Source organism: Acetivibrio clariflavus DSM 19732 (assembly GCF_000237085.1).
Classification (GTDB): Bacteria; Bacillota; Clostridia; order Acetivibrionales; family Acetivibrionaceae; genus Acetivibrio; species Acetivibrio clariflavus.
In genome coordinates, this window is sequence record NC_016627.1 from 2829604 (window position 1) to 2849076 (window position 19473).

Genomic DNA, 19473 nt, shown 5'->3' on the forward strand with positions numbered 1-19473 from the left:
AATAATTTGTATTAAAATAACTGCTATTTTTTTACATTCTCTCAAAAAAAGAACATATAATGCAAATTATATGTTCTTTTTTTGTTTTCTATTAATTACTGTCCGATTTGTTTCATTACTTCTTCAGCGAAGTTTTCTTCTTTCTTCTCTATACCTTCACCTTTTTCAAATCTTACAAATCTTCTGATGGTAATATTTTCACCAATTGTTGCAATTTTCTCAGTCAAGATATCTTGTATTGTTTTATCCGGGTCTTTTATAAACGGTTGTTCCAGCAAACATACTTCTTTATAAAATTTATCCAATCTGCCTTCAACCATTTTATCAACAATTTTTTCAGGTTTTCCTTCATTTAATGCCTGCGCTCTTAAGATCTCTTTTTCCTTTTCAATTACTTCAGCAGGTACTTCTTCTCTTCTGACATACTCAGGTCTTGCAGCTGCAATCTGCATAGCTATATCTCTTACAAAAGCTTTAAAGTCTTCATTTTTTGCAGCAAAGTCAGTTTCAGTATTAACTTCTACCAAAACTCCTATTCTGCCATCGCCATGAATATATGCATCAACAATACCTTCAGCAGCAACTCTTCCAGATTTTTTAACAGCTTTTGCAATTCCTCTTTCTCTCAATAATTCAACGGCTTTATTCATATCGCCATTAGCATCTGTGAGAGCTTTTTTGCAATCCATCATACCTGCTCCTGTACTTTCACGGAGCTGTTTTACCATCTCTGCTGTAATCATATGTATTCCTCCAAACAAACGAAATTTTTTTATATTAATATTAATCTATTTTATCAGAGAAAATTATTCATAAAAATACAAAATTATATTATAAAAATCAAAGCCAATCCATTAATTTATTTCACAATAAACTATCATTAAAAAACCCGCCTTCATTCTGTCAAGACTGAAGGCAGGATATATTCAATATAATTACGCCTCAACAGGTACTTCTTCAGCAGCAGCTTCAGCTGGCTGTGCTTCAGTCTCCTGAGAAACAGAAAGCTGTTCTCCCTGTCTTCCTTCTATTACTGCATCAGCAATCTTAGAAGCTATTAATTTAACAGCCCTTATAGCATCATCATTTCCAGGGATTACATAATCAACTTCATCGGGATCACAGTTTGTATCAACAATAGCTACAACCGGAATACCCAATCTTCTTGCTTCCAATATTGCATTTCTTTCTTTTCTTGGGTCTACAACGAACAATGCCCCCGGAAGTCCTTTCATATTCTTTATACCGCCAAGGTATTTTTCAAGTTTTTCCATTTCTTTTTTCAATTTTATTACTTCCTTCTTGGGCAATACATCAAATATTCCTTCAGTCTCCATTCTTTCCAGTTCTTTAAGTCTGTTGATTCTTGTCTTGATGGTCTTGAAGTTAGTTAACATACCACCTAACCATCTTGCATTTACATAATATTGATCGCATCTTTCAGCTTCTTCCTTGATTGAATCCTGTGCCTGTTTCTTTGTTCCTACAAACAATATGTCCTGGCCGTTCATAGCTACTTCTCTTACGAAATAGTAAGCTTCTTCAACCTTTTTCACAGTTTTCTGCAGGTCTATAATATAGATACCATTTCTTTCTGTGAAAATATACTCGGCCATTTTAGGATTCCATCTTCTTGTCTGGTGACCGAAATGAACACCAGCTTCCAATAACTGCTTCATTGAAATTACTGACATTAATAATACACCTCCAAATGTTTTATACCTCCGCAGCAATCATTTTTATGGAAGACCGTTACCGGCAACCTTCCACAAATCATACTGCGTGCGTATTTTCGTTTAGTAGTATAACACATAGTCTTATTTTAATCAATAAATTTTTTTACTTTTGCCATAAATCTGAATATATGTTGCCCTTAAACCCGAAATTTATAATAATTGAAGATATCCAAAACAGCTTTATCAAAAGACGCAGAAAAATACAGCAAGGAACATTTTGCAGTTCATACCGAAGGATTTTTTATATTAACTTATTTAAAACCCTATAATAAACATGTAATTGACAATATATTAAATGATACTTTACAATAATGTTTTGGAATAGCTAAGCTAATCCTTAATAAATTGGAGATGAAGGGATTTTTGTGAGTAATTCGGAATTAAACATAAGAAATGTTGCAATTATTGCCCATGTTGACCATGGCAAAACTACCCTGGTAGATGGGATGCTTAAGCAAAGCGGTATTTTTAGGGAAAATGAACAAGTATCGGAAAGAGTTATGGACTCTAACGACTTGGAAAGAGAAAGAGGTATAACCATTCTTTCCAAAAACACTGCTGTATTTTACAAAGATATAAAAATTAATATTGTTGATACACCGGGACACGCAGACTTTGGCGGAGAAGTGGAACGTGTCCTGAACATGGTTGACGGAGTTTTGTTATTGGTAGATTCCTTTGAAGGAACAATGCCTCAGACGAGGTTTGTATTAAGAAAAGCTTTGCAATTAAACTTAAAACCCATTGTGGTAATAAACAAAATTGACAGACCTGACGCAAGACCTCAGGAAGTGTTGGACGAAGTATTGGATTTGTTCATCGAACTTGGTGCCAATGAGGATCAGTTGGAATTCCCTGTTGTATATGCTTCTTCAAGGGAAGGTTATGCTGTCCTCAACCTTAGCGATGAACCCAAAAATCTTGTTCCGCTTTTTGAGACAATAATAAGCCATATTCCAGCCCTCAAAGGTTCTCCTGATGAACCTCTGCAGTTTCTTGTATCCAGCATAGATTACGATGACTATGTTGGCAGAATTGCAATAGGCAGAATTGAAAGGGGTACAATAAAATCAGGTCAGCAGGCTGTTCTTTGCAAAAAAGACGGAAGTCTGCAAAATATAAAGATTAGTAAGCTCTATAGCTTTACCGGTTTAAAAAGGATTGAATCCCAAACTTCTTCAGCCGGAGATATCATTGCAATAGCCGGTGTCAGCAATATAACCATCGGAGAAACTGTGTGTGATGTAAGCTCTCCCGAACCGTTGCCTTTTATTGATGTGGATGAGCCCACCATGTCCATGACTTTCAGTGTAAACAACAGTCCTTTTGCCGGCCGGGAAGGCACATATGTTACCTCAAGGCATTTAAGGGACAGGTTGTTTAAAGAACTTGAGACAAATGTAAGTTTAAGGGTTGAAGAGACCGATTCTCCCGATTCCTTTGTGGTATCCGGAAGAGGTGAGCTCCATCTCTCCATACTCATTGAAACAATGCGAAGGCAGGGATATGAATTCCAGGTATCAAAGCCCAGTGTTATCTACAAGGAAGTCAACGGTGAAAAATATGAGCCTATCGAATATCTTATCATTGATGTTCCGGAAGATTTTATGGGCGTAGTCATGGAGAAACTTGGATCGAGAAAAGCTGAAATGGTAAACATGCATTCATCTCAGCAAGGATATATGCGCCTTGAGTTTAAAATTCCTGCAAGAGGTTTGATTGGTTACAGATCGGAATTTTTGACCGATACCAAAGGAAATGGTATAATGAACCATGTGTTTTACGGTTATGAACCATATAAAGGTGAAATCCCCAGAAGAACAAGGGGTTCAATGGTTGCCTGGGAAGATGGCGAAGCTGTAACCTACGGTTTGTATAATGCCCAGGAAAGAGGAACTCTCTTTATAACACCGGGTACCAGTGTGTACGAAGGTATGATAGTTGGCGAAAATGCAAGGTCGGAGGATATTGTTGTCAATGTATGTAAAAAGAAGCACGTTACCAATATGAGAGCTTCGGGTTCCGATGAAGCTTTAAGGCTTACTCCTCCGGTTATTTTGAGCTTAGAGCAGGCTCTAGAGTTTATTGAAGACGATGAACTTGTTGAAGTTACACCTAAAAATATCAGGCTGAGAAAGAAAATCCTCAATACAGAGCAAAGGGCAAAAGCACGCAATAGAGGTTAAAAACTTAATGTACTGTAAGCAAAAACCGTACATACGGTTTTTGCTTATTTTCCATTTTATTTTTAGTTAATATATTGATTTATTTTTAATTAAAATAGATTAAACATGTTCTACAGTTTCTGATAAAATATTTTAAGGAATTATAATAACTGGAGTTATTTATTCCTTAATAAAATAAAGTGGTGATTTTTATGAACTCAAATAGCAGTAGTAGTGAAATAAAGAAGAAAAAAAAGAAAAAAAGGTTTAACAGCAATCGCTTTCTGGTATTTATTTTGGTATATACCATTCTTTTTACAGTAATCTTTGTTACATCCTTCAGTTATGTCTTGAGAAAGGAAAGTATGGCCGATGAAGATCTGGAGGTAAGTATTGACCCCGCAGAAGGTATTGAAATTACAATACCTCGAGGTTCAAGTACTTCCGACATAGCTAAAATTTTGAAAGAAAACGGAATTATTAAATGGCCTACCCTATTTATGCTTCAATCGAAGATAAACGGTTATGACGGTACCTATATGTCAGGAAAGCACATTGTAAGCAAAGATCTTAATTATGATGAACTAATGCGAGTACTTTCAAGCAATCCGGTCAGCGTCAATGTTACAATACCTGAGACCTACTACTTAGATCAAGTATTGAATTTATTAAGCGAGAAAAAATTGATTGACAAGGAATCGTTCATTAAATCAATGAACACTGAGCAATTTGATTATGATTTTATTGCACAGATACCTGAAAGGGAAAACCGGTTAGAGGGTTATTTATTCCCCGACACCTACTTTTTTGATCCGCTTTCCTCCGATCGGGAAATAATTACCAAGTTTTTGGATAACTTCGATATGAAATTTAAGTTGGACTATTACGCCAGGGCTAAAGAACTCAACATGACTGTCGATGAAATAATCACCTTGGCATCAATAATTGAAAAGGAAACTGCTCTTCCGGAAGAAAAGCCGATTATTTCAAGTGTTTTTCACAATAGGCTTAAGAGCAAAGATCCTTCTTTGAGAAAATTGCAAACCGATGCAACAATTCAGTATATTCTCTTTAAGAGAGAGGGAAAAATAAAAGAAAAACTGACTGAAGCCGATACAAAAATAAACGACCCATATAACACTTATCTTTATGAAGGATTGCCTCCAGGTCCGATATGCAGTCCTGGGCTTGCATCAATTGAAGCTGCATTGTATCCTGAAAAAACCGATTATTATTACTTTGTCGCCAAAGGTGACGGAAGCCATTACTTTTCCAAAACTTTAAGCGAACATGAAGCGGCTAAGAAAAGGTATATTGACAATAGACAGGAAGAAAGCGAAGATTAAAAATTGTGAGGTTTAATGCCTCACAATTTTTCTTCCAACTCACTAATAAATACAATCAATGCTTTATGTTTTTCGAATTTTATAAGGATGGATTGATATGATTTGCTATGATTATATAAACGATTATATTCGCAATACAATAAGAAAAAGTGAAGGTATACTTAAAGAACTGGAGGAATTTGCCAACAAAAACCATGTTCCCATTGTTCATCCTGAAGTGGCCAAACTCCTTCAAGTTATCGGCATGATAAAGAGACCTTCACGAATACTTGAAATCGGGACAGCAATAGGCTATTCTTCCATTTTGCTTTCAGAAGTTTTACAGCCTAATGGCAGAATAGATACAATCGAAAGATATGAATTAATGATTGAGCGTGCAAAAAACAATATAAAAAGAGCCGGGCTGGAAAATGTTATAAATATTATCGCAGGAGATGCTTTGGAAGTTTTAAAATGCCTTAATAAGCAGTATGACCTCATTTTCCTGGATGCAGCCAAAGGGCAGTATCCTGAATTCCTGCCCGAGTGTCTGAGACTTCTTTCCCCCGGAGGCCTTCTCATTTCCGACAACATCCTTTATAAAGGGATGATTGCCAACGATGAACTGGTGGTAAGAAGAAAAAAGACAATAGTAAAGCGTCTCAGAAATTACCTTGATATGCTTTGCAACTCGGAAAACTTAGAAACCAGTATAATACCCATTGGAGACGGAGTTGCTATAAGTTATAAAAAATAGTTGGGAGAGATTGTATGAAAAAAGTTGAATTACTGGCACCTGCCGGTAATCTTGAAAAATTGAAAATGGCAGTGATATACGGTGCAGATGCAGTGTACCTTGGCGGAGAAGAATTCAGCCTCAGGGCAAAGGCTGATAACTTTTCAAGGGAGCATCTTATCGAAGGAATAGATTTTGCCCACAGCAGGGGTAAAAAAGTCTATGTTACCATGAATATTATTCCTCATAATGATGACCTCCCGGGAATGCCCGATTACATTCGCTTTCTTGGGGAAATCGGCGTCGATGCCATTATTTTATCCGATCCCGGAGTATTCTCTTTAGTAAAAGAAATTTGCCCCGATATGGAAATACATTTAAGCACCCAAGCCAACAACACCAATTATATGAGTGCAAAATTCTGGTATAACCTCGGTGTAAAGAGAATTGTTTTGGCCAGGGAACTTTCGGTTAACGAAATTATCGAAATCCGAAAGAATACTCCTTCGGATCTGGAATTGGAACTTTTCATTCATGGTGCCATGTGTATATCCTATTCCGGAAGATGCCTGTTAAGCAACTATATGGCCGGACGTGATTCAAACCGGGGTCAATGTGCCCATCCATGCCGGTGGAAGTATCATCTTATGGAAGAAAAACGTCCTGGTGAGTACTTCCCTGTTTATGAAAATGAAAGAGGTACTTTTATTTTCAATTCCAAAGACCTGTGTTTGATCGAATACCTTCCTCAAATAATAAATACCGGTGTTACGAGCCTTAAAATTGAAGGCCGCATGAAAAGTGCCTATTATGTTGCAACAGTTGTTAAAGCATATCGCCAGGCCATAGATGCATATTATGAATTAGGTGAAAACTACAAGTTTGACTCTAAATGGCTGGAAGAAGTATCTAAAGCTAGCCATCGTGAATTTACAACGGGTTTTTATTTCGAAAAGCCATCATCTGAAACTCAAATATATCATACAAGTTCTTACATCAGAGATTATGATTTTATTGGCCTTGTATTGGAATACGATTCCGACACCGGAATTGCAAAAATTGAGCAGAGAAACAAGATGGTTTTGGGTGAAGAAATTGAGGTAGTAAATCCTCAGGGGGATTTCTTCGTACAAACCATAGAATCTATGAAAAATATCGATGGTGAACCCATCGACAGTGCACCTCATCCGCAGATGATAGTTTATATGCCAATGAAGCAACCGGTTACCCCCTATGCCATGTTAAGAAGAAAATAACCCTTTTCTCTTCCCTAAATGTCCCGTACATAAAAAGTACGGGACATTTATATTTATATGCTTTTTTCAAAAACCGTATAAAAATTTAACATCAGTGGAAAAATTCATATATATCAAATTCAAGCAAAAGTTAATTTCTCATATTTTGCGCAATGGATAGACATCTATTTTTTATTGCAATATAGAAAAACATAAGGAGAATATCTATGAGTTTGAGAAGAGCTAGCTTTCTGCTTATGTCCTTTACATTTTTAATTTTTTTGCTCGGCATAAGAATATTTTATCTTCAGATATATGCCGGTAAAAAACTATCCCTGTCGGCCAGTACTCAAAGAATATCCGAAAAAAGTATTGATATCCCTCGCGGAAACATACTGGACAGGAATTTGATACCCTTGACCAATAGAACTGAAGAGATTTATATTGTCCTAAAACCCCTTCTCCTAAGAGGAAGAGACAGCGATATTGCAAACATAGCTCAAGTACTTGAACTTAACGTAAGCAAACTCAAAAGAGAAATCGAATTTAATAAAACTCCCATAATTTTGTCCTGTACCCAAAGTCAAAAGGATTCTTTGGCTGATTTAAAAATTCAGGGAATTTCCTTTATTCATTCCCTTAAAAGGTACAGCAAAGAATCGGTTGCAAAACATGTAACCGGATACATAAACCAAATAGACAATACCGGGAAAACCGGGATTGAAAAATATTTTCAGGCTACACTGAAACTTAGCTATAAGAACAGTATAGGTGTGGTTACCGATGCCAAAAACAATCTTGTAGCAGGTTTAGGATACAGATTTATTGAACCGGAAGAAACGAATCAACTCAATGTAAAACTCACCATAGATTATCATATTCAGAAAATTGCTGAAAACGTACTGGAAAAAAGCGGCCTGAAAGGTTCGGTAGTCATTCAGGATGTAGTAAGCGGTGATATAGTTGCAATGGTCAGCAAACCGGATTTTGACCCTAACGATATAGAAAAATACTTGGACAGTCCCGATAAGGAACTGTTTAATCGATCGGTTGCATCTTACAACTTAGGTTCCATATTTAAGATAATTGTACTGGCCAGTGCGTACGAAAACGGAATTAATCCGGATATGGACTATTATTGCCCGGGATATATCACTTTGGGAGATAAAATTTTCAAATGTTCCTCCTTTGAAAAAGGCGGTCATGGTTTTATCAATCTTGAAGAAGCTTTTGCTTCTTCATGCAATCCTTATTTCATCGAACTTGGAATAAAAACCGGAGCTGCAAATATCATTAAAACTGCAAAAAAGTTCGGCTTAGGCTGTCCTACAGGAATCCATGAGCATGGTGTCGAAGAATCTTCAGGCCATCTCCCCGATGAGAACAAATACTTTACCCATGGAGATATCGCCAATATATCCATTGGACAGGGAGATATTCTTGCCACACCCTTACAGGTAGCCGACATGGTGGCAACTATCGCCAATGGAGGTATAAAAAACAAAGTAAATATAGTAGATTCCATCATTGATTCTTCCAATAACACCCTTAAAGTTTTAAAATTTAACCAGGGCGAAAGAGTTATTTCAAAGGAAATTTGCAATAAAATAAAATACCTCATGGAAAAAGTAACTATAAGTGGAACTGGTGTAAAAGCAAACTTAGATGAATATGGAGGAGCAGCAGCCAAAACCGGCAGTGCAGAAACAGGCCAATACATAGACGGAGAAAAAGTTGTCCATGCCTGGTTTGCCGGTTACTTTCCAAGACTAAATCCCAAATATTCCATTGCTGTTTTTATTGAAAACGGAAAAAGCGGCGGTTCCGTTGCTGCTCCCATATTTGAAGAAATTGCCCGGGATATTCTCAATAAAGGGCTTTAGGGTTGTCAAAACCTCTGACAGTCTATTTAATGTATTCCCCCACATCCCTGCCGCTACAGCATGTTATGCCTATTCATAACCCTTCAATGTATAGGCATTGGAGTCAGTGATATCGCTCAAACTTTGATCTTGATAATTTTTATTATAAATCTTCAAGATGTCTTTTTGTTTATTATTTGAAGTATAAATGAATAATTGATGAAAATATATAAAAAAACACAATTTAAAAGCACTGGCTATGATTTTTAGCATAGCCGGTGCTTTTATTAAAATGTTTTTTTAAAAAGAACTCCTTAAAATTATGAATATATTTCCCCTTTATCTATCCTTAATTTTCTTATCCCGACTTTTGTGGTAGAACCTAGGTATACCTTTGCCATCCCATTCCTGTACTTTTTTTGTATATTCGTTAATTAACTCATCAGCCTTTTCCTGAGATATTTTACCTTCCTTAACCTTTTCAGCCATTACCCCCTTAAATTTCTCAATCAGCTTTGCCCTCTTCTGCTCCACCGAAAGCTTGTTGAACTCCTCGAATTCCTTAATTCTTGAGTCAATTTCTTTAATTTTTTTCTCAGCTTTTTCTTTCGAAATCTTGCCTTCCTTTTCAAGCTTTAAAATAGCTTCTTTCTTTTCTTTCAGTGATTTTATAGGATCTATGCATTCATCCTTGCATTTTTTATCCTTGCATTTCTTTTCCTCATGGTGCATTCCTTTTTCACTGTTTTTATTATTTTGCTCAGTATTAATAGGATTTGTTGTTTTCGGTTCGGTCGGAACGGCAAATGCTGCAGCACTAAAAATATTTACTGTTAAAACTAAAGTCAAAAGTATTCGTAATATTTTCATTTTTAACATCCCCTTATCAATTTAATCTCTTTTTTAATATAACCAACTAAAAAAATTTTATATTGATTTTAATGTGGCTATAATGCCAATAATCTTAAATTCAATCAAAATCAAACACCTTTATTCACATTTTACTTTACTAATTTTTGTAAATTTCAATTCTTAATTTTTCTATTTCTTTGCCTTACATGCTATGTAACATCATCTACTATGGGAATATCAAAAAAATTATCATTGTACTTGCACCTCCCCAAGCAAAAATTCATATAATTAAACGGTAGCCTATATAGGAGGTGCCTCACCTTGCTCACAATAGCTTGTACTTTGCTTGGGGAAGCAGTTAGAAACATATTTTTTCTTTTCGGATATGTATCTAATATAAATTCTTTCCCCCAACCACTAAGTCCGGAGGAGGAGCAACGATATATAAAAATGATGAAAGAAGGTAGTGAAGAAGCAAGAAATATCCTTATAGAAAGAAATTTAAGGCTGGTCGCCCACATAGTAAAAAAATACACTTCGAATGTAAGTGATGCAGATGACCTTATCTCTATCGGAACAATAGGACTCATAAAGGCAATCTCTACCTTTAACGATGAGAAAGGAACCAGACTTGCCACCTATGCTGCACGATGCATTGAAAATGAAATTTTAATGCAAATCAGATCTACTAAAAAGATTCAGAGCGAAGTCTCTCTTCAGGATCCTATAGGCATTGACCGTGAAGGTAATGAAATCGCACTTATCGATATAATTGGAAATGAAGCCGAATCGGTTGTTGACGAAGTTGAACTTAAAATGCAGGTTAAGCGTTTATATAGCAAAATGAGAGAAGTTCTAAAAAACAGAGAAAAAGTAGTCCTTGAATTAAGATACGGTCTTTTAAACGGTACCAGCAAGACCCAGAGGGAAATTGCAAAAATGCTGGGCATTTCAAGATCCTATGTTTCCAGAATTGAAAAGAAAGCTATAAAGAAATTGGGTAAGGAATTAAAACAACCGGAAGGCTGTCAATGACAGCCTTCTCAATCTTCTTTACACTCTCTAACATATTCCTTGAAAGACTTTTTCTTGAACAATCCTCCAATTATATTCTTTAAAAGTAAAAGGGTTATCGGACCAATTATCATTCCTATATAACCGAACACTCTTAGTCCTATATACATGGCCAGCAGTGTCGCCAAAGGATGCAATCCTATCTGCTGCCCCAAAACTTTCGGTTCTATCAACTGCCTTACCACCAACACTACTCCATAAAGTATTATAAGTGAAATTCCCATTCTTAAATCATGGGTAATAAAATTATATATTGCCCAAGGGATCAGTACTCCTCCTGTTCCAAGAATAGGCAAGGCATCTATTATGCTTATTAATAATCCTAAAAGTATGTTTTGCCTGACACCTATAATGGCAAAACCTATACTTAATTCTACAAAAGTAACGCTCATAAGTATAAGCTGCGCCCTAATGTAACCGAATAATGCCGCAAACATATCGTCTTTTATGTTTATTACCCTATCAACCCATTCTTCCGGAATATTTAATTTGATATAATCATAAATCTTTTCCCTGTCAGACGCCATAAAAAACGTGGACAAAATTGTGATTATTACAAAAATTATTGCCTGCGGAATGGAAATAGCAGTGTTTACAAGTCTTTTTGCAAAGGAACTTCCTATTGCCGATACGCTGGACATTAAATTTGCTATCATTCCTTCAATACTTTTAGTTGCCTCACTGGGCAGTCTTAAGTAAATTTCAGAAGCCTTTCTGATATACTCTTCAATATTGTTATAAATATTTGTAGTATATTCCGGCATTAGTAAATACAAGCTCTGAGCTTCCTGATAAATCCTGAATATAAGAAAAGCCACCACTAATCCTGTGATTAACAGAACAAGAAGAAGCGAAATCAATGCCGAAACTTTTCTATTAAGCTTAACTTTTTTCATCAGAAACTTAATTAGAGGCTCCATTAAAGACGATAATGCAAATGCTATTATAAAAGGAGCAATATAGAAAATCGATTTAAAAAACAATAAAACTCCGACTATTGTTCCTCCAATAACTAACAGTAGCTTTAAAAACAATTTTAACCCTTTTTTATTCATATTATCTCCAAAAATTTGTAGTTTTTTTATTTTTATTATATTATTATGACAATATTAGGGCAAGTATTAAATACTAAGTAATTTATAAACTTTTTCTAAACTTTGCTTTTGGTACTATTCACAGCTAATTTCCTTTTCAGCGTGAATAGCAAACGGTAAACTTAAAATCTCCATTTAAAAACAATAATTCAGATAATTATGTAAAAAGACATTTAATCTCCGGGATTAAATGTCTTTCACAAATATAAATCTTCAGTATACTTGTATCAAGCAATATCATGATTTAAAGTCATGAATAGAATCTGGTTTATAACTATTATAATGTATAATGTTTGCTGACATTGCTTAAATTCTATTCATTACAGGCCTTTTTAAATTTTTCAATGGTCTCTTTCATCTTCGGAATATCTGTCTGAAGCTTCAAGATGGTACTACCCACAAAAACACCATCTGCTCCAGCTTCCTTTGCCATCTGAATATCTTCGGTTGTGTAAATTCCCACACCGGCATAGATTTCTCTCGTAATACCTCTTCTTTTCAGCTCATCTATGCAGTCCTTTAGAGTTGGATATTTGGGATTTATATTATTGGTGGTAGGCTTTGCTTGCATATAAACAAATCCGTTGGAGGAAAGTGCTGCTTGTATTTCTTCTTCCGGCATATGAAACTGTACATAGCATGAAATTTTTATTCCGTTTTCAATTAACTTACTTTTTATTTCTTGATTGTCTCCACCCACATAAATCATATCATATAGGCCATTTTGAGTACAAAATTCAATGAACCGTTCAACACCTATACTCTCAATGGTATTTTCATAAGAAAGTACAATAAATTTAGTGTTTGGATGATTATTTTTTATAGTTTTTATGCCTTCCATATAACAACTGTAATCACTACAGTTCTCTAAAGCAGTTTTCATTCTTCCTGCAATGTATTCACCTTCAAGGAACGGATTGGATGACGGAAAATCCACTTCAATTATATCACAGCCAGCCTCTACGTACTCTTTAGCAATGTTAATGCTGGATTCAATTGTCGGGTATCCGTTAGACAAGTAGCATATTAATTTCATTTAAATCGTACCTTTCTATTATTGTATCTTGAATTGATGTATCTTGTTTAAGTCTATTGACGGGCGTATCATTTTCAAAATACCAGACAATTTAGTTCCCTCTATAAACTTTAACAAATAACTCTTTTAATTGCTCAATAGTCGGAATAATGGGGTTGGTTTTAGTACATCCATCATTTTTAGCCATATTCGCCATTTCATCAAGTACCTCCATGTATGCAGCCTCATCTTTTATTATCTCATTTAAGGATCTTGCAATCCCAAGGGTATCATTTAATTCTCTAATTACTGAAACAAGATCTTCAGCACCAAGTTCTTTTGCCAAAGCGGCATAAGTATTTTTAGCAAATTCATCCTCTTGGTTAAAAGTCATAACATAGGGAAGTATAATCGCATCGGCCAGTCCATGTGAAATTCCAAAAAAGCTTCCCATTGTGTGGGCCATGGAATGAACAATTCCCAGTGAAACATTGGTAAAGGCCATTCCCGCTGTCATGGATGCATTAAGCATAATTTCACGGTAATCAAGATTTGAACCATCCTCATAAGCCTTCGGCAGATAATGAATGATATCTTTTGCAGCAGCTGCTGCCAGTATATTACTCAGATAGTTGGCTCTCTTTGACACAAGGGCTTCCAAAGCATGAGTTAAAGCATCCATTCCCGTCTCTGCTGTAATAGACGGCGGCATGGTAACTGTAACTTCGGGGTCACATATTGCAATATCCGGCATCATTTCCATGTTTCCAATACCATACTTTACATGGGTTTCATCTTCGGTGATTACCACCGAACGGCTTACCTCACTGGCAGTACCGCTAGTTGACGGAATACATACAAGTCTTGCTTTGTTTCTAAGCTTAGGTATGGGATTGGGAGGAATAATATCGGAAAGCATTGTAAGCTCAGGATGTTCATAATATACCCACATGGCCTTGGCAGCATCCATTGCAGAACCTCCTCCCAAACCAACGATTATATCCGGACCAAAGGCCTTCATTGCTTCAGCACCACGGTAAACTGTACTAAAGAATGGGTCGGGTTCCACTCCCGAAAAAACTTCACTTTTTATACCGGCTTCAGAAAGTAAATCAATTACCTTCTGAAGAATTCCGCTTTTTCTCATGCTAGAGCCACCGGTTACAATAAAGGCTTTTTCACCTTTCAGTGTTTTCAAATGTTCCAGGCAGCCTCTGCCAAACATTAACTCACTTCCGGCAAGTTTCATAGGTCTCATCATATTCATCACTTATCCTTTTAACGCATTTATTAATTCACTTGATAATTTCAATGAAACAGGATTTTCAATAATCCCGCCTTCTTTTAAGCTAGATCCTACAATTGCCCCATCGGCAATGGAAAGTTGCTCTTTTATATTGCTTGTTTTAACTCCACTTCCTGCAATAAGAGGAAGTTTCGTAACATTTCTTACTCGCTTAATTATGTCAATTGGAGTTTCCACACCGATATGGGTACCTGTAACGATAATTGCATCGGCACCGCATGATTCTGCAGCTTTTGCAGAGTCCTCAATGCTTACATGGGGAAGTACCATATGAGTATGCTTTACCTGAATGTCTGCCAGGATCTTAATGTCCTCAGCTTGCAGATTCTTTCTGAAAATCATTGCTTCCCTTGCACAAGGAGTTATTATTCCACCAAAAAATTCAACAGTATCAACAAAAACCGGAATTCTAACAAAAGATCCGCCAACAGCCTTCGCTATGGAAAGGGAGGTTTTATAGTCATTCATGGCAGCATCTATTCCTATAGGAATCTTTACTTTTTGAGCTATAATTGCACTGATGGCTGCAAGGGCACAGGCCTGTTCGGTATCCAATACAACTCCAAAGGGGTTGTCCCCCATGTTTTCTATTATAATGGCATCCATGCCTGCTTCCTCAAGCACTAGAGCATCATTTACCGCCTGATCTATAATTTTTTGCATGTCACCGCAGAAACCCGGTGTTCCCGGAAGCGGCAGACAATGTACCATACCGATAACAAATTGTTTCCCTCTTGCAATAAAACTTGAATTACTCATTTATATCAACCTCTTTATTATAAATTTGAAGTCCGTCCAGGACGATTTTGCACAAATCTTCCTCCGCCTTCTTTCTGTCCTCACCTTTTAATTGATCCTTGAGGTTCTCAAGAACTGTTGTCATTGTAACAATGCAGGCTTTAATTCCCATCAAATTAGCCAAAACCAACATACAGCTTGACTCCATGTCTACAGCAAGTACATTGTACTTTTTAAGACGTTTAAAAGTCTCATCAATATCTGTTTCCATCTTTTGGCTTAGTCTTGATTCGCGCATCTGGCTGTAAAAGCCGTCCATGGAACAGACAACACCGTTTATATAGTTTCTTCCATTTTCCAGCACGCTTTTATTCATACAATTAATAAGCTCAATATCAGCAACTGCCGGATAGGAAACCGGAACATAGGTGGCACTTGTGGCTTCCTCACGCATTGCTCCGGTCGGAATAACCAGCTTTCCAAGCATGTCGTCTTTAAGTCCCATTGTAGTACCCATTCTTATGGCTACTTCCATACCGCACTGATACATTTCTTCCATGGCAATTGCTGCAGACGGTGCACCTATTCCCGTTGACGAAACGGTTATGGGCATTCCCTTATAAGTTCCGGTATAGGTGTTAAATTCTCTATTAAAAGCAACATGCTTTGGGTTATCCAGTAATTTTGCCAAAATTTCAACGCGCCACGGATCGCCCGAAAAGATTACATATTTTGCAATTGTTTTCTCATCACCGCGCAAGTATAATGTTTCCATCTTATTTTCCTTCCTGTGATATAAATTTCTTATAACGTTCCAAGAATTCTTCCTGGGTTGGAGCATTGGTAGTGCATCCCACCTTTTCAATAATAAACGAAGAAAGAACACTTCCCATATTGCAGCATTCCTCAACACTCTTGCCGTTCGCGTATCCATAAAGGAATCCTGACATATAAGCATCTCCGGAACCTGTAGTATCTACAACTTTACCGAATTCAGCAGCTTCGATGGTATTTGAAACTATTCCTTCATCGGTTTTTTGGAAGTACATGCTTCCGTTTTTACCAAGGGTGGTAACTATGATTTCCGCACTTCCCTTTTGAAAAAGCTCCGTTATAGATTCAAGCTTGAACATTCGTTCAATTTCTTCCCTTTCACCTTGATTAGTGAAAATAATTTTGCTGGAAAACAATACTTTTCTAAAGAATTCTTCAGGGAAGGCATCAAAATCACATTTCATTCCGAAAACCAATGGAACGTTGTGCTTCATGCATTTATTGAAAAACTCCACATTATCTTCATATGAGCCCACTGTCATTACGCCAAGGCGTGTCTCCTCAAAAAATTCATCCTTAATACTTTCTGCATATTTTCCATCCATTGCACCGGGATAAAAAATAGTTATATGATTGTTGTTTGAGTCTGCAATGAGGTAGCAGTTAGAGGTAGTTTCATTAGGAATAATTTCAACTGCATCAAGGCATACCCCAACGCTTTCTAAGTATTCTAAAAATCCCGTTTCTTTATAATCCAACTCTCCCACTCGAATTATGGGAAGTGCCTTCAATCCTAGTTTTGCAGTAAGATAGGCAATATTGGTTTGACAGCCGCCATAATAGATTTTGGCATTATTGCTGTTTTCAATAATTGAAGTGTATCCATATCTTACAGGAGTTTGCGTTTTAATAATCCTGTCAAGGCTTACATAGCCGCTGGTTATAATATCGTATTTCATCCGGAAATCTCTCCTTTGTCCATAAGAGCAAATAATTCTTCAGAAGTAACAACCTTGCCTAAGTATTTTTTTATATCTGTCAAATGCACTTGATTGACAACCTCGTCATTAGTTGCTACACAATCCGACACTACAATGGGCAGATAATCAAGGTTATAAGCATCGGTAACTGTCGCCCGGATACAGCAGTTGGTTTTTGTACCCACTATGATTACATTCTCAATCTTATTTTCCCTCAGAACCATATCAAGGTCGGTTCCCACAAAACCGCTGTATCTTCTCTTTCTTATCACATAATCTTTAACAGGGTCCACTTCCAGCATAGGATCTATTTCAATCCCATCGGTCCCCTCAATACAGTTAGGCCTCATATTCTGAAGATTTTTATCAAATTTGTCTTTCCGGTAACAGTGCTGGAGGAAGATAACCAAAAGTCCGTGTTTTCTGCACTCCTCCAACACTCGTTTTATTCTCGGCAGCACTTCCCTATTCTGGGGGTAGTATACCAATCCTTTCGGATCGGTAAAATCTTTAAGCATATCTACAATAATCAAAGCTGACTTACTCAAGTTTGAACCCCCTTAAATTGTTGTTGCGATTTTGTATGACAGAAACCACAAGCAGCACTACTACTATGGTCAAATAAGGTACCATCTCAAACAATCCCGATACAGGCCCGGCAAACAGAGCCAGATTGATGGCAAGAGATTTGGCGAGACCGAAGAGTATGGCATATAAAGAGCATTTTAACGGTTCACCTCTGCCGCAGTAAATTGCAGCAATTGCTATAAAACCTCTCCCTGCTGTCATACCGTTTGTAAAGAGCGCAAGCCTTTCAACGGAAAGCTCCATTCCGGCGAGAGCACAAAGTGCCGCACCTATAAGCACCGCAGCATATTTAATTGCATTTACATTGATACCTACCGATTTAGCCGCTTCCTCATTTTCTCCAACTACTCTTACATAAACGCCAAACTTTGTATCGTATAACACAATGCTCACTACTATTATCAAAAGAAAAGCAGTATAGGTAATGGCAGTATGTCCGCTTAACAGGCTTCCAATGATAGGTATATCCTTAATTATCGGAATATGAATTTTTAAGTCGGAAACACTTACTGTAGAACTTACATTTATATTCGCAATTTTTAAATACTTGAGTACAAAGGCACTTAGGGCTGTAACAAACAAGTTGATTCCAAATCCCGTAATAATGAAATTACTTTTAAACTTTACACTCAGTAGAGCGAATATCCATCCTAGAATAAGTGTTAGCAAGACGCTAATCAAAAGTCCCATCCACAGACTTCCTGTAATCATAACTGCCAAGGCGCTGGAGAAAGCCCCCATCAGCATCATACCTTCAAGCCCTATATTAAGTACGTTGGCTTTATGGGCAAACAGTCCTCCCAATACAGCCAATAGGATGGGCGTACTGTGGTAAATCATATCATATAATATGTTATTAGTTAGATTCATACTAATTCCCCTTCTGTTACATCAACACTCATTGCTTTTTGTCTTTCTGCTTCCCGGTTTAAATATCCCTGTCAACTTATCAAATAGGCCGCTGTTTTGCTTTACAAACCTTACGGAAAGACATAAAATGAGTATTCCCTGAATAACACCTACAATGTCCTTGGGTACATTGGTAAACAATCCGATATATTCACTGCCTGTTTTCAAAGCTGCATAGAACACCGCTGCAATTAGTACTCCAATAGGATTGTGATTACCGAGCAATGCTATTAACATACCATCCCAGCCAAGTCCCGGGCTTCCTGAAAAATCAAGAGTAAACCTGTATTTCTCACTCATTAGGTATCCGGCACCTGCCAAACCGCTCACAGCTCCACTGATAAGCATTATAAAAATAATCTTTTTAGCCACTTTCATTCCGGTAGCTTCGGAAAACTCCGGATTTTTTCCTATTGCAGTAATTTCAAAACCCAGCTTCGATTTCTTGAAAATCACATAGAGAATAGCAAATACTATAAGTGCCAGAAAGAAAAACATTGTCAAGTCGCTGTTTAAAATCTTATTAAACATGGCACTATCATTAATTGCATAGGTTGCAACGTATCCGGAAGCCGGGTCCTTAAACACTCCCTGTGCAAGGTATTTGACAACCTCAACCACTACATAATTCAACATTAAGGTAACAACCATTTCATTAACCTTGAAGTAAGCTTTCAGAACTGCAGGAATGAGTGTAAAAACCATACCGACAATCATACCTGTAAGAAGGCATAGCATTATATGAAGAACCGGATTTATGCCTTTAATGCTAAAACCAACAACACCGGCAAAGAAGCCGCCCAGAACTGCTGCACCTTCCACACCCATATTGAATATATTGGCTTTAAAGGTAATGGCAATGGCTAGTCCAGTCAAAATCAAGGGTGATGCAAAATGCAGTGTTTTCAAAATTCCCTTGACACTAAAAAGAGATTTCTGTATCATAATTTGGTAAGTTAGAAACGGGTTTTCACCAATTGCTGCAATTATTATTCCACCAACAAAAAGTGCTATAATTATAGGTATTAAGATACTATAGATATTTGATAAAATCTCATTCTTCTTTTTCATAATATCCCTCAGT

At 36.8% G+C, this 19473-nt stretch carries 18 protein-coding genes; 6 read left to right on the forward strand and 12 right to left on the reverse strand.

Annotated elements, in window-relative coordinates; all coding sequences use genetic code 11:
* Positions 1-95: 95 nt before the first annotated feature.
* On the reverse strand, positions 96-743 hold the full coding sequence (gene tsf / locus CLOCL_RS12020; RefSeq protein WP_014255609.1) for a translation elongation factor Ts: 648 nt from the start codon (positions 741-743) through the stop codon (positions 96-98).
* A gap of 192 nt (positions 744-935) precedes the next feature.
* Positions 936-1694, reverse strand: coding sequence for a 30S ribosomal protein S2 (gene rpsB, locus CLOCL_RS12025; protein WP_014255610.1), 759 nt, complete (start codon positions 1692-1694; stop codon positions 936-938).
* Positions 1695-2101: 407 nt separating this feature from the next.
* On the opposite strand from rpsB, the gene typA reads away from it, so the two are divergent.
* The 5 genes from typA (at position 2102) to CLOCL_RS12050 (ending at position 9080) form a co-directional block, all read left to right on the forward strand.
* Complete coding sequence (typA, locus tag CLOCL_RS12030) at positions 2102-3922, forward strand: translational GTPase TypA (protein WP_014255611.1); 1821 nt, start codon at positions 2102-2104, stop codon at positions 3920-3922.
* Positions 3923-4113: 191 nt separating this feature from the next.
* Entirely contained in the window at positions 4114-5247 is a 1134-nt protein-coding gene (gene mltG, locus CLOCL_RS12035; RefSeq protein ID WP_014255612.1) for an endolytic transglycosylase MltG, read from the forward strand.
* Positions 5248-5344: 97 nt separating this feature from the next.
* Complete coding sequence (locus CLOCL_RS12040) at positions 5345-5983, forward strand: O-methyltransferase (protein WP_014255613.1); 639 nt, start codon at positions 5345-5347, stop codon at positions 5981-5983.
* A 14-nt stretch (positions 5984-5997) separates the two neighbouring features.
* Positions 5998-7218, forward strand: a complete 1221-nt coding sequence (locus tag CLOCL_RS12045) for a peptidase U32 family protein (RefSeq protein ID WP_014255614.1) — start codon at positions 5998-6000, stop codon at positions 7216-7218.
* Positions 7219-7424: 206 nt separating this feature from the next.
* A complete protein-coding gene (locus CLOCL_RS12050; RefSeq protein WP_014255615.1) occupies positions 7425-9080 on the forward strand; it encodes a peptidoglycan D,D-transpeptidase FtsI family protein in 1656 nt (551 codons plus the stop codon).
* A 318-nt stretch (positions 9081-9398) separates the two neighbouring features.
* Here CLOCL_RS12050 and CLOCL_RS12055 read toward each other — a convergent pair whose 3' ends face one another.
* Positions 9399-9929, reverse strand: a complete 531-nt coding sequence (locus CLOCL_RS12055) for a hypothetical protein (protein WP_027621366.1) — start codon at positions 9927-9929, stop codon at positions 9399-9401.
* Positions 9930-10232: 303 nt separating this feature from the next.
* Here CLOCL_RS12055 and sigK point away from each other — a divergent pair, with 303 nt between their 5' ends.
* Complete coding sequence (sigK, locus tag CLOCL_RS12060; protein ID WP_014255617.1) at positions 10233-10946, forward strand: RNA polymerase sporulation sigma factor SigK; 714 nt, start codon at positions 10233-10235, stop codon at positions 10944-10946.
* An 8-nt stretch (positions 10947-10954) separates the two neighbouring features.
* Here the strand turns inward: sigK and ytvI are convergent, their stop codons facing one another.
* The 9 genes from ytvI to CLOCL_RS12105 all read right to left on the reverse strand — a co-directional run bounded on the left by ytvI (position 10955) and on the right by CLOCL_RS12105 (position 19460).
* On the reverse strand, positions 10955-12040 hold the full coding sequence (gene ytvI / locus CLOCL_RS12065) for a sporulation integral membrane protein YtvI (RefSeq protein ID WP_014255618.1): 1086 nt from the start codon (positions 12038-12040) through the stop codon (positions 10955-10957).
* Between the two features lie 352 nt (positions 12041-12392).
* The gene (locus CLOCL_RS12070; protein WP_014255619.1) at positions 12393-13115 is read right to left on the reverse strand and encodes a tryptophan synthase subunit alpha; all 723 of its coding nucleotides are present in this window, start codon (positions 13113-13115) and stop codon (positions 12393-12395) included.
* 91 nt (positions 13116-13206) lie between these two features.
* Complete coding sequence (locus tag CLOCL_RS12075) at positions 13207-14355, reverse strand: iron-containing alcohol dehydrogenase (protein ID WP_027621367.1); 1149 nt, start codon at positions 14353-14355, stop codon at positions 13207-13209.
* 9 nt (positions 14356-14364) lie between these two features.
* Positions 14365-15159, reverse strand: coding sequence for a BtpA family protein (locus tag CLOCL_RS12080; protein WP_014255621.1), 795 nt, complete (start codon positions 15157-15159; stop codon positions 14365-14367).
* Positions 15152-15913 carry a nucleoside phosphorylase gene (locus CLOCL_RS12085; protein WP_014255622.1) on the reverse strand — a complete coding sequence of 254 codons (762 nt, stop codon included), beginning with the start codon at positions 15911-15913 and terminating at the stop codon, positions 15152-15154. Before CLOCL_RS12085 ends, CLOCL_RS12080 begins: the two co-directional genes overlap by 8 nt.
* Before the next feature lies 1 nt (position 15914).
* Positions 15915-16871 (reverse strand): carbohydrate kinase family protein, encoded by a 957-nt coding sequence (locus CLOCL_RS12090; RefSeq protein ID WP_014255623.1) that lies wholly within the window; start codon positions 16869-16871, stop codon positions 15915-15917.
* Complete coding sequence (locus tag CLOCL_RS12095) at positions 16868-17440, reverse strand: cysteine hydrolase family protein (RefSeq protein ID WP_014255624.1); 573 nt, start codon at positions 17438-17440, stop codon at positions 16868-16870. Before CLOCL_RS12095 ends, CLOCL_RS12090 begins: the two co-directional genes overlap by 4 nt.
* Positions 17433-18350, reverse strand: coding sequence for an ABC transporter permease (locus CLOCL_RS12100; RefSeq protein ID WP_014255625.1), 918 nt, complete (start codon positions 18348-18350; stop codon positions 17433-17435). The genes CLOCL_RS12095 and CLOCL_RS12100 overlap by 8 nt, the downstream gene beginning before the upstream one ends.
* 21 nt (positions 18351-18371) lie before the next feature.
* On the reverse strand, positions 18372-19460 hold the full coding sequence (locus tag CLOCL_RS12105; protein WP_014255626.1) for an ABC transporter permease: 1089 nt from the start codon (positions 19458-19460) through the stop codon (positions 18372-18374).
* Between the last annotated feature and the right edge of the window lie 13 nt (positions 19461-19473).